We start from the raw sequence: 12,493 nt of genomic DNA on the forward strand, positions 1-12,493 counted from the left end.
TCAGAATAACGCAGGAAAGTGAAGAAAAAATGACAAACTACAACGTGGCGTGCGCGGGTTATTTCTGCCCGTTATCGTCCTGCTCCGGCTGGGGTTTCGGGTTAAACATATCGCACAGCATATTCAGCAGCCGCAGCCGCACCTGAAAGGGGGAGTGAGTAAACACGTCTAAGCACCTCATCAATTCGTTCATACCACACCTCCGCGTCTTACAGCCTGAAAACATCAAAGCTGTTCGCATTACATACAGATATAGCACAGGCTATGTTGTATAGCTATGGCTAACACGTTAATTTTTTGTACTCGGTGAGCTGTGGTTTACAATGGCCCGCAAAACAGCGTTAACCGCATAGCGCTTTTGTCATGAGGAAGCACAATGAGCCGTCGGGCAGGAAAGCAAAGCAGCATGAGAGTGACGCAACTGGTCAATGTCGAGGAGCATGTTGAAGGCTTTCGACAAGTGCGTGAAGCCCACCGGCGCGAGCTTATCGACGATTACGTTGAGTTGATTTCCGATCTCATCCGCGAAGTGGGCGAGGCGCGCCAGGTGGACATGGCCGCGCGTCTTGGCGTGTCGCAGCCGACCGTCGCCAAAATGCTTAAACGGCTTGCCACAGTAGGGCTAATAGAGCAGATCCCGTGGCGCGGCGTCTTTTTAACCGCTGAAGGTGAAAAACTGGCGCAAGCGAGCCGCGAGCGTCATCAGATTGTTGAAAACTTCCTGCTGGCGCTCGGCGTGAAGCCGGATACCGCACGTCGTGACGCCGAAGGCATGGAGCATCACGTCAGCGAAGAGACGCTGGAGATCTTTCGCCGTTTCAGCCAGCAGAACGGGTTCGAATAATCATGTTTCGTCGCCTCGCGCGTCCTTTTCTTCACGATCGTTTTTTCCAGCTTTTACTTATCGTCGGCGTCGTATTGAGTTTTTTTGTGCCTTTCGCGCCGCGCGAGTGGCCGCAGGCCGTAGACTGGCGCACCATTATTACGCTCGCCGGGCTGATGATGCTCACCAAAGGCGTGGAGCTGAGCGGCTACTTTGACGTACTCGGCCGTCGTCTGGTGCGGCGTTTCACCACTGAGCGCGGCCTGGCGCTCTTTCTGGTTTGCGCCGCCGCGCTGCTTTCTACTTTTTTAACCAATGACGTGGCGCTGTTTATCGTAGTGCCCCTCACCCTGACGCTCAAAAAGCTCTGTGCCATTCCGGTCAACCGGCTCATTATTTTTGAAGCGCTGGCCGTGAACGCCGGGTCGCTGCTGACGCCCATCGGCAACCCGCAAAATATCCTGTTGTGGGGCCGCTCGGGGCTCGCGTTTGGCGAGTTCATTCTCCATATGGCGCCGCTCGCGCTGGCGCTAATGGCAAGCCTGTTAGTCGTTTGCTGGTTTTGTTTTCCGGCAAGCGCGCTGCGTTACCAGTCGCATGATAAAAAGCATGACTGGCAGCCACGCCTGGTCTGGTGTTGTCTGGCACTTTATGTGGTGTTTTTAACGGCGCTGGAGCTGGAATTTGCTCTGTGGGGGCTGGCGCTGGTGGCTGCCGGTTTTTTGCTGACGGCGCGCCGGGTGCTGGTAAGCATCGACTGGAGCCTGCTGCTGGTCTTCGTCGCGATGTTCATCGACGTGCATTTACTCACCCGGTTGCCCGCGCTGACCGACAGCTTGCATCATGTGGCGCAGCTGCCGCCGGCGGGGCTGTACGCGCTCGGCATTGGCTTGTCGCAGTTCATCAGTAACGTGCCCGCCACCATTTTGCTGCTAAATTATGTCCCGCCGACGACACTGCTGGCATGGGCGGTAAACATCGGTGGTTTTGGTCTGCTACCGGGCTCTCTTGCCAACCTGATAGCGCTGCGCATGGCGGCCGACCGCCGCATCTGGTGGCGCTTTCACCTCTATTCGCTACCGCTCTTACTGTGGTCTGCGCTGGTGGGTTATGTGCTGCTGTGGGGGCTTTTTCTCAGATAATGCTAATTTGTCAGTTTTTCCTGGCAAATGTATAGACTGCTCCTAAGTTTAGTAAACGGTAATTTGTGATGTTGTTAACTTACAGGACTGTTGCTGAACTATGGCAGAAAACCACAATAACAACGCTGACGAAGAGAAACGTCAGGACCCGCGCGACGATAACAGCAAAAACGAGGATGAGAGTAAGGGCAAAGGCGAGGGAGAAACCCGCAAGCGCCCCGGCAAGAAGCCGCTGATTATCCTCGGCATCGTTGTCATTATCATGGTGGTGGCGGCCATCATCTGGTGGTTTATGACCCGCAACCTTGAAACCACCGATGACGCCTTCATTGAAGGCGATGCCGTGACCATCGCCCCCAAAGTTGCGGGTTACGTCACCGACTTACGGGTGAAAGATAACCAGCGCGTTAAAAAAGGCGATCTTCTGGTGGTTATCGACCCACGCGATGCCACCGCCCAGCGCGATCAGGCGAAAGCGCAACTCTCACTGGCTGAATCGCAGCTCCATCAGGCGCAGGCGCAACTGGCGCTCGCGAAAGTGCAGTATCCGGCGCAGCGCGACCAGGCGAAAGCGCAGGTCTTGCGTGCTGAGGCGGAGCTTGCCAATGCGCGCGCGGAATATCAGCGTCAGCGCGGTGTAGATCCTCGCGCCACCTCCCGCCAAAATATCGACGCTGCCAACGCGCAGTTGCGCAGCGCCGAAGCAGGCCTCGCAAACGCGCGCGCCCAGCTTGAGGTCGCAGAGCAGGTGCAGCTACAAATTCGCCAGCAGGAAACGAATGTCGAAGCCCGGGAAAGCCAGGTCGCGCAGGCGCGCGCCCAGTTGCAGACGGCGGAGCTGAATCTCTCCTATACCGAAGTCCGCGCGCCGTTTGACGGCTATGTCACTAAGCGTAATGTTCAGGACGGTACGCTGGTACAGGCCGGGAGCGCGCTTTTCTCACTGGTGTCGCCCAATATTTGGGTAGTCGCCAACTTTAAAGAGTCGCAGCTTGAGCGCATGCGTCCGGGGGATAACGTAGCTATCTCAGTCGACGCATTCCCTGATCTGGAGCTTGAAGGCCATGTCGAGAGCATTCAGCAGGGCAGCGGCTCACGCTTCTCTGCGTTCCCGGCCGAAAACGCCACCGGTAACTTCGTGAAAATCGTGCAGCGCGTGCCGGTGAAAATCGTTATCGACAAAGGACTTGAGAACTGGAACCAGCCGCTGCCGCTGGGCTTATCCGTCGAGCCTGAGGTGACGGTGGAATGAGCGAGCAGGCCCACAGCGGCTGGCGTCCTGCCAGTAATCCCTGGTCCGTCGCGATAGTCGTGACAATCGCGGTGTTTATGGAAATTCTCGACACCACGATAGTTAACGTGGCGCTGCCGCACATCGCCGGGTCGCTGTCATCGAGTTACTCCGAATCCACATGGGTCTTAACCTCTTATCTGGTGGCGAACGGCATTGTGTTGCCGCTGTCGGCGTTTTTTAGCCGACTGTTCGGGCGCAAGCAATTCTTCCTGATTTGCATCGTGATGTTTACCGTCTGCTCGTTTCTCTGCGGCATCGCCACCGAGCTCTGGCAAATCATTCTGTTTCGTATTTTGCAGGGGTTCTTCGGCGGCGGCCTGCAACCGACACAACAGTCGGTACTGCTGGATTATTTCAAACCGGAGGATCGCGGTAAGGCGTTCGGCCTCTCTTCGATTGCGATTATCGTGGCGCCGGTGCTGGGCCCGACGCTCGGCGGCTGGATAACCGATAACTACTCCTGGCGCTGGGTATTTTTCATCAATATTCCGGTTGGCATTGTTTGCGTGCTGGCGGTCTATCAATTGCTGGAAGATCCGCCATGGGAGAAAAAATCCGAAGAAAAAATCCCGGTGGACTGGACGGGCATCGGGCTTATCGCGCTGGGGCTGGGCTGCCTGCAAGTCATGCTCGATCGCGGTGAAGACGACGACTGGTTCGCCTCCGATTTTATCCGTACCTTCGCAGTGCTGACGTTTATCGGCATTATCGGGGCTATCTACTGGCTGCTTTATACACGCCGCCCGGTGGTGGATTTGCACTGCGTGCGCGATAAAAACTTCGCCGTGTCGAGCGTGCTGATGGCAGGGATGGCGCTTATTCTCTACGGCAGCTCCGTGGTTATTCCGCAGCTTGCACAACAAGATCTTGGCTACACCGCTACCTGGTCGGGGCTTATTCTCTCGCCCGGCGCGGTACTTATCGTCTTTACCATTCCGATAGTACTCAAACTGATGCCGCTGGTGCAGACGCGCTGGATCATCGCCTTCGGGTTTTTATGCCTCGGCGTCTCGTTCTTCTGGTCGCGTAATCTGGTGCCGAATGTCGATTTCGAAACGCTGATGCTAATGCGCAGCGCGCAGTCTATCGGGCTTGGCTTCCTGTTTGTACCGCTGACGACCATTGCGTTTATCACGATCCCGCAGCGGTTGAATGCCGACGCGGCGGCGCTCTTTACGATGTTCCGAAACGTCGCGGGCTCGATTGGTATTTCGCTCTCCACGGCCGCCATTACCGAGCGCGCGCAGGTGCAGAGCGCCCATCTGAGTACGCACATGACGCCGTTTGACGAACAGTTCCAGCAGGCGATACGCAGCGGCGCAGAGGCGGTGCGCAACTTTACGACCCAGCTTGGCGACCCGACCGGCATCGCCACCGGGCAGCTTTATAAAACGATGATTGCCCAGTCGCGTATTCTCGCCTACGTCGATGTCTTTACGATGCTGAGCGTGATCGCGATTTTACTGATTCCGTTTTGTTTATTGCTTTCGCCTGTTAAGAGCGAAGGCTCCGCAGGAGCACACTGATATGTACGGGAGAGTGACCTTCCCATTGACGCTGACGGCGCTGGCGGTTCTGCTGGCGGGCTGCGCGGTCGGCCCGGATTACACATCGCCTGAGCCGGTTACGCCCGGCGCGTTTGGCGAAACCGCCCGCCAGAACGCACCGGATATCGCCTCAAAAGCGCGCAGCACCGCGCCAGACCCACGCTGGTGGCGCACGTTTCATTCGCCTCAGCTCGACAGCCTGATTGAGCGCGCCATTGCCGGGAACTTATCGCTTCAGCAAACGGTGCTGCGCATCGCAGGCGCCCGCGAGCAGATAAACCAGGCGGGCGGTGCTTTTTTCCCGGCGGTGAACGGCAATGTGCGCGCCACGCGCCAGCAGCTTGGGCTGGAAGGCGAGCTGAAATCGCATGACGTTTACGGCCAGCTTGACGCCGTTGACCCGCAAATCAGCTCCGCGCTCGGCCCGTTGAGGCAGCCGATTAACCTTTACCAGGGCAGTTTTGATGCGCAGTGGGAAATTGACCTGTGGGGCAAAGTCCGTCGTCAGGTTGAGGCGGCGGACGCGCAGCAGAAGGCGGCGATTGAGCAGCGCAACGATGCGCTGGTGTCGCTGGAGGCCGAAGTGGCGCGCGCCTGGCTGCAACTGCGCGGCGCGCAAAGCATTCTCGCGACCATGAATGAACAGATAGCCTCGGCGCAACAGACGCTGGAGCTGACCGAAAGCCGCCAGCGCAGCGGGCTGTCGCCTCAACTGGATGTGGAAAATGCGCGCGCCCAACTGGGTAATTTACAGGCCCAGTTGCCGCAGTATCAGGCGCAGGAGCGGCAGGCGATGAACGGCCTGGCGGTATTGCTTGGCAAGCCGCCGGGCGCGCTTGATGCCGAGCTACAGGCCGTGCAGCCGCTGCCTGCGCTGCCGGAAATCGTACCGGTAGGCATTCCTTCGACACTTGCGCGCCGCCGTCCGGACGTGCGTGAGGCCGAAGCCCGGCTGCATGCCGCCACGGCGCAGATAGGCGTGGCGGTCGCGCAGCTCTTCCCGAGCTTGTCGCTCTCCGGCCAGTTTGGGATGCGTAACAGTGAAACCGACTACCTCACCGACTGGAGCAGCCACTTTTATAGCTTCGGCCCGCAGGTGTCGATCCCCATTTTCCAGGGGGGACGGCTGGTGTCGAGCGTCAGGCTTTCGAGGGCAGAGCAGGGCGCAGCGGCGTTGCAGTACCGCCAGACAGTGCTGACGGCGTTAAATGATGTTGAAAATGCGCTGGTGAGCTATCGCACTGATCAGCAGCGCGAGGCGGGGCTTGAGAAAACCCTGACGGCGCTGCAAACCTCGTTTGATCTGGCAAGCGACAGCTACCGTAAAGGCATCGCCACGTTTATTGATGTCCTGGACGCCCAGCGTCAACTGGCACAGGCCGAACAGCAGCGTGCGCAGGCGCGAGTGCAAAGCAGTCTTGATCTTGTCGCGCTCTACAAAGCGCTTGGCGGCGGCTGGGAGCCGTACCAGAACGTCCGGCTGCCGGAATACGAGGTCTTCGGGCCCGCGCCGCGCGGCTGAACCTTTTTATGGCGCCACTATGCCTTCCGATGCCTGCAAGAGGGGGGCAAGGGCATTGTTATCAAGACCGGCTTTTGCCTGAGTAACGGCGGATAACGACAATTCATGAGGAGAAGGGCATGTTTGAGTTATTACTGGAGCCAGCAAAATTATTTATTAATGCTGGCATGGACAGCTTTAAAAAATCAAAAGAGCTGGCTAACCTGAAAATTGCGGTCAGGCAGCGGATAACTCGGGAAATTAAGCTTAACGCCGCCGTGCTTGATGAAATCATCAAAAACTATTACGACAAAGAAGGCGCAGTAGCAGAGAAAAATGCGCTCATCATGGCGCTGCGGACCCGCGCATTCGATGATCTGAATGACGGCGCTATTCCGGTATCGCTTTTGATAAGTGGCGATGTGGAACACTGGCCTGCCGCCGCGACTAAAGATGAAAAAGACCGTTATTTGAAGTATCTCAGCAGCATCAAAACCCCTATTGACCTCCTCGACCGCGCCTATTATCGCATTCATATCGCCCGCATTCTTGCCAGCAGCGGTAAATGCGATTCCGACCTCAAATATATCCGCTATATGCTTACCGCCTTGATCGTCAATCTGCGTGATGAAGATAACTGAGATAGCTGGCGTGTAAGGGACAAAAACAAAAAAGCCGGCATCATAGTGTGATTGCCGGCTTTTCAGAGTGAAAGACCGTCTGTCTTTATCATATTTCCAGACGGCAATTGCGCTCGTTTTCTCGCAGGAGGAGATTAGTTCAGACGCACCGGCATACCGGAGCGGTTTTGCACCGCCTGCTCAACAACGTTCTGGTCGACATCGCTCTGGCTGGTGACGGTGGTCACTGCTTTGTTGAGCGTGATCGGCACGATTTCGTTGTTGTTGATCTGATCTTCACTGGTGGAGAGCGGGTTATGCACCTCAATGTAGCGGCTGCCATCCGGCTCGGTGGTCGCTTTCACCGGCTCGCTGACGAACTGGACGCGGGTGCCTACCGGTACGTTCTGGAACAGGAACTTAATGTCCTCGTTACGCAGACGTACGCAGCCGTGGCTTACGCGCAGGCCGATACCGAAGTTGGCGTTGGTGCCGTGAATCGCGTAGAGACGACCAATATAGAGCGCGTACAGGCCCATCGGGTTATCCGGGCCTGCCGGTACTACTGGCGGCAGCGGTTCGCCTGCGGCCGCGTATTCGGCATGCATCTTAGCCGTCGGCGTCCAGGTCGGGCCCGCTTTCTTGCGTTCCACTTTGGTTACCCAGTTGATCGGGGTGTCTTTACCCAGCTGGCCGATACCGATAGGCAGCACGATAACCGTGTTGGTACCTTTCGGGTAGTAATACAGACGCATTTCGGCGCTGTTAATCACAATGCCTTCGTGCGGCGTATCCGGCAGGATCAGCTGATGAGGAATGTTCAGAATGGTGCCGCCTTTCGGCAGGTACGGGTCAACGCCCGGGTTGGCTTCCAGCATGTTGGATAGCCCCATCTGATACTGTGCGGCGAAATCTTCCAGCGGCAGGTTATTGCCGTCAGGGATAGTCACCACCTGGTTTTCACCCACCAGACGGCTACCGTCGGTCGGCAGAGGATAAGTCACAGCAGAGGCGGTGTTACAAAACCCGACGACTGCGAAGGCTGCCACTAAAAGCGTGCGTAATTTCATCTTCATGTTATGCAAATATCGTTGCCGGACCGGCCGTTAGAGTGAAACGAAACAATACAGGGAGCGCATTATATGTGCATTCTCCGTGGCAGGGAATTGAGATGTGTACTAATTCACGTTTTTTTCCCATTAAGCAGAGAGTGTAGTCAGCCCATTGACGGGGGAAATAAATTCGGAGTTATGGCATAATGCGTTGTTTATCACACATCTTACCCAGGAATTACGCGTGTTAGTAACCAGCAACGTCACCATGCAGTTCGGCAGTAAGCCGCTGTTTGAAAACATTTCCGTCAAGTTTGGCGGCGGCAACCGTTACGGTCTGATTGGCGCCAACGGGAGCGGAAAATCCACTTTCATGAAGATCCTCGGCGGCGATTTACAGCCGAGCGCAGGCAACGTATCGCTCGATCCTAACGAGCGTATCGGTAAGCTGCGTCAGGATCAGTTCGCTTTCGAACAATACACCGTGCTGGATACTGTGATCATGGGTCACGGCGAGCTGTGGGAAGTGAAGCAGGAGCGCGATCGCATTTACGCGCTGGCGGAGATGAGCGAAGAAGACGGCTATAAAGTGGCCGATCTGGAAACGCAGTACGGCGAGATGGACGGCTACAGCGCCGAAGCCCGCGCGGGTGAGCTGCTGCTGGGCGTTGGCATTCCGCTTGAGCAGCATTACGGCCCGATGAGCGAAGTGGCACCCGGCTGGAAGCTGCGTGTTCTGCTGGCGCAGGCGCTGTTCTCTAACCCGGACATCCTGCTGCTCGACGAACCGACGAACAACCTGGATATCGACACCATCCGCTGGCTGGAGCAGACACTTAACGAGCGCGACAGCACCATGATTATCATCTCGCATGACCGTCACTTCCTGAACATGGTCTGCACGCACATGGCGGATCTCGACTACGGCGAGCTGCGCGTCTATCCGGGCAACTACGATGAATATATGACGGCCGCGACTCAGGCACGCGAGCGTCTGCTGGCGGATAACGCCAAGAAGAAAGCTCAGATTGCCGACCTGCAATCGTTCGTGAGCCGCTTTAGCGCGAACGCCTCCAAGTCTCGTCAGGCGACTTCACGCGCCCGCCAGATTGATAAAATTAAGCTGGAAGAAGTCAAAGCCTCCAGCCGTCAGAACCCGTTCATCCGCTTTGAGCAGGATAAAAAGCTGTTCCGTAACGCGCTGGAAGTGGAAGCCATGACCAAAGGCTTCGATAACGGCCCGCTGTTTAAAAACGTTGGTCTGTTGCTGGAAGTGGGTGAGAAGCTCGCCATTATTGGTGCGAACGGCGTGGGTAAATCCACCATGCTGAAAACGCTCGTCGGCGAAATGCAGCCAGATAACGGCACGGTTAAGTGGTCCGAAAACGCGCAGATTGGTTACTATGCGCAGGATCACGAATACGAGTTCGAAAACGACCTCACCGTCTTTGACTGGATGAGCCAGTGGAAGCAGGAAGGCGACGACGAGCAGGCGGTGCGCAGCATTCTGGGTCGACTGTTGTTCAGCCAGGATGACATCAAAAAGCCTGCGAAAGTGCTTTCCGGTGGTGAAAAGGGCCGTATGCTTTTCGGTAAGCTGATGATGGAAAAACCCAACATCCTTATCATGGACGAACCGACCAACCACCTGGATATGGAATCGATCGAATCGCTGAACGCGGCGCTGGAAATGTACCAGGGCACGCTGATTTTCGTCTCTCATGACCGCGAATTCGTAAGCTCACTTGCGACGCGTGTCATTGAGATCACGCCAGAGCGCGTGGTGGATTTCTCCGGCGGCTACGAAGATTATCTGCGCAGCAAAGGCATCGAATAAGCGTTTGCGAAGTAAAAATAAAACGGGGAGTCGAAAGACTCCCCGTTTTTTTATGGCGTCGCGTTAACGCGGTATATGGCAATTAATAGTCATGCAGGTTGTAATATCCTTCGATACGCCCATGATTCACAAAATGGTCGGTGAAAATTTCATTATCGTCGCTGGAGATTTTGGCACATTTGTGATTCGTTACGTTGTGCGATCTCAGGCTTATCGTATCGTAGGAATAGAGCGAGCCGTAATTATCCAGCTCACGCACCGCCTCAACCGAAAGCCCGTTGTGTCCGTTAATATAACCGCCTTGTTCATTAACAAACGATTTGGCCGCGTAAATCGTAATCGCGTTATCGGTTGAAATACTGCCTTCATTAGAAAATGTCGCGCTGTTTAGCCTAATAGCACGTGTGCCCTTTATTATGCCATCGTTAGAGAGATTATCCGCCGCGTTAATGGTGATATCACCATTGCGTGACTGTACCGCGCCGCGGTTGTTAACGTAAAAATCGTTATCGGCATGAACAGAGATATCGCCAAGCGCCGCAATATCGCCGTTGCCGTTATCAATGGTTGAGCCCTGGATATTGACCGTATTGCCGGCCAGCATTCCGCGATCGTTATTGAAATAACCGACGACCATATTCATATCCGCAGCAGCAATCGTACCGCCGCCGCTAAATTTACCCGCGCTGTTATCAATCTTATCGGCGACGATATCGAGTTCCCCGGCGCTAAATAATGTGCCCTGTGTGTTGCTGAGCGTTTTCGTGTCCACCGTGACGCGCTGGAGCGCAGCCAGCGTGCCTTGTTGATTATCGAGGCTGTGCGAGGCGTACACATCAAGCGCATCCTGCGCGTAAATCTGCCCGCGATTAGTCATATCCGCCGTTTTCAGTTGCAGAGTGTCAGCGCTGGTTATCAGCCCCTCTTTCTGGTTATCCAGCGAATGGCTGTCAATCGTCACCGCCTCTTTGGCCTGAATCACGTTCTGATTAATGACTCGGTCCGCCGTCAGGGTTAAGGCGCGCGCGCTTATATCGCCCCGGTTATTGAGCGTATCCGCCGCAAGTGTCAGTTGACCGCCGCTTGCGAGGCGACTGCCGTTGTCGATATCGCCCGCCGCAATGGACAGATCATCGCGAGCAATAATGCCTTTGCCGTCATTATCCAGCGTGTTGCCGTGAGTGTTGATAGTGATAGCCGATGCGGTGATGAGCCCATTGATGTTGTTATCGAGTTTGCTGCTGGCAATGGATAGCGTTTTTTCCGCCTGCAGCCGCCCGTGATCGTTATCGACGGCATGCTGTTGAGTGTCTATCAGCAAATCGGTGTTTGACGAGATAATGCCCGCGTTTTCAAGCTGCCCGTCAACGGTCAGTGAAAGACGTTCAGCGGCGGTAGAAATCACGCCGTCATTACGCACGCCCACACCGTGTTCAGTACCCACCAGTTGGATTTTATTGGCGTACATGCCACCAAGGCTCGACACGTCCAGCGCCAGCGACGGTGTGGCACTGAATTTTTTGGCACCAATCGCCGTGGCATTCAGCGTGTTGTAATCGACATGGTTCGTGCCGGTGACAATCCGCAGATCGCGGGCGGTTAGTTGCGCATTAACGACTGCCGAACGGGAAAGAATATCGGTATAGTCGGTCGAATGATCGTCCATCCCTTTGCCGGTAATGACGATTTTGCCATCGGTGATGTCAAAGCCGCTGATTTTGCCATCAGACATCGCTACGCTGCCGGTAACGAGCGTGGAGCGGCTGGTATTAATAAAGCCACAGCCGTCACAGGTAATGCCCGACGGGTTGGCAATAATCACTGCGGCTTTTTGCCCGGCGACTTCCACCATACCGTTTAGCTGGCTCGGGCTTGCCGACGCGACCTCGTTTAAAATCACGCTGGCACCGCCGCCCGTCATATTGCTATTGCCGTCAATCTTGCCTGCAAGCGTCGTACTGCTGCTGCCTGCCGCGTTATTCAGCACCACACCCGCGCGGTTAACGTCAAACTGCGTGTAATAGTTGTGCGACACGCCACCGGCAGAAGGCGCGCTGACATCCACGACGGTCGCCCCATTGTCAGCAATGCTGACGGTGGTGCTGGGCGACTTTTGTTGATCAACTACCACCGCCGCATAAACGGGTGAAATAACGCCAAGCGAAATCCAGGTGCTCAGGCAAATCGCGCTCAGGCGAAACGGTGGCAACGAAGCTAATAGTGTCATTAATAATCCCTCATTTGACTGAAAATAAAAAAGCGCTGCCGTGGTGACAGCGGGCAGGCCGGGTTTTCTCATACCGAGAAATCTTCAATTGTCAGAAAATCGCAGCGGTGAAGCGCTGCTTGCGTCCGCTAAATAAGGCTTTTGGTCACAGGAATATTGACTGCCAGAAAATAGCTTTAACGTTTTACGCATTTTGGTTTTGTAAAATAATACCGGGGCCGGAAGCGCAGGCGTTTATTTCGGCATTACGGAATTGCTGCTGAAATAAAGGTGCAAATAAAGCCCGGGAATAACGCGGGTGGTGAATGGGGCAGACGTTAACAAACGCGATTTATCAAGTCAGATGGTTAATATCGATGGGTTTTGCTATAACGGCGAGCTTTTACTTATCAATCAATATGAACGACTAAAGTATTTATATAAGCAATTGTTTAAAACAAGCCGCCAGGC

General features: G+C 55.3%; 10 protein-coding genes. 7 read left to right on the forward strand and 3 right to left on the reverse strand.

Annotated features, from left to right (window positions below; translation table 11 throughout):
- Positions 1-58: 58 nt before the first annotated feature.
- Positions 59-193, reverse strand: a complete 135-nt coding sequence (gene mntS, locus AFK62_RS22115; RefSeq protein ID WP_007666836.1) for a manganase accumulation protein MntS — start codon at positions 191-193, stop codon at positions 59-61.
- A 183-nt stretch (positions 194-376) separates the two neighbouring features.
- On the opposite strand from mntS, the gene mntR reads away from it, so the two are divergent.
- The 6 genes from mntR (at position 377) to AFK62_RS06595 (ending at position 6,948) form a co-directional block, all read left to right on the forward strand.
- Positions 377-844 (forward strand): manganese-binding transcriptional regulator MntR, encoded by a 468-nt coding sequence (gene mntR / locus AFK62_RS06570; protein ID WP_007666838.1) that lies wholly within the window; start codon positions 377-379, stop codon positions 842-844.
- 2 nt (positions 845-846) lie between these two features.
- Entirely contained in the window at positions 847-1,965 is a 1,119-nt protein-coding gene (locus AFK62_RS06575; RefSeq protein WP_007666843.1) for an anion transporter, read from the forward strand.
- A gap of 100 nt (positions 1,966-2,065) precedes the next feature.
- Entirely contained in the window at positions 2,066-3,217 is a 1,152-nt protein-coding gene (locus AFK62_RS06580; RefSeq protein WP_007666847.1) for an HlyD family secretion protein, read from the forward strand.
- A complete protein-coding gene (locus tag AFK62_RS06585) occupies positions 3,214-4,785 on the forward strand; it encodes a DHA2 family efflux MFS transporter permease subunit (RefSeq protein WP_007666849.1) in 1,572 nt (523 codons plus the stop codon). Before AFK62_RS06580 ends, AFK62_RS06585 begins: the two co-directional genes overlap by 4 nt.
- A 1-nt stretch (position 4,786) precedes the next feature.
- A complete protein-coding gene (locus AFK62_RS06590; RefSeq protein ID WP_053531791.1) occupies positions 4,787-6,328 on the forward strand; it encodes an efflux transporter outer membrane subunit in 1,542 nt (513 codons plus the stop codon).
- 119 nt (positions 6,329-6,447) lie between these two features.
- The gene (locus tag AFK62_RS06595; protein WP_007666853.1) at positions 6,448-6,948 is read left to right on the forward strand and encodes a hypothetical protein; all 501 of its coding nucleotides are present in this window, start codon (positions 6,448-6,450) and stop codon (positions 6,946-6,948) included.
- A gap of 134 nt (positions 6,949-7,082) precedes the next feature.
- Here the strand turns inward: AFK62_RS06595 and ldtB are convergent, their stop codons facing one another.
- Entirely contained in the window at positions 7,083-8,003 is a 921-nt protein-coding gene (ldtB, locus tag AFK62_RS06600; RefSeq protein ID WP_007666855.1) for a L,D-transpeptidase, read from the reverse strand.
- A 220-nt stretch (positions 8,004-8,223) separates the two neighbouring features.
- Here ldtB and AFK62_RS06605 point away from each other — a divergent pair, with 220 nt between their 5' ends.
- A complete protein-coding gene (locus AFK62_RS06605; RefSeq protein WP_007666857.1) occupies positions 8,224-9,816 on the forward strand; it encodes an ABC-F family ATPase in 1,593 nt (530 codons plus the stop codon).
- Between the two features lie 82 nt (positions 9,817-9,898).
- Here AFK62_RS06605 and AFK62_RS06610 read toward each other — a convergent pair whose 3' ends face one another.
- Complete coding sequence (locus AFK62_RS06610; RefSeq protein WP_053531792.1) at positions 9,899-12,043, reverse strand: filamentous hemagglutinin N-terminal domain-containing protein; 2,145 nt, start codon at positions 12,041-12,043, stop codon at positions 9,899-9,901.
- Positions 12,044-12,493: the final 450 nt, after the last annotated feature.

Origin of the sequence: Cronobacter condimenti 1330 (assembly GCF_001277255.1) — a bacterium.
Classification (GTDB): domain Bacteria; phylum Pseudomonadota; class Gammaproteobacteria; order Enterobacterales; family Enterobacteriaceae; genus Cronobacter; species Cronobacter condimenti.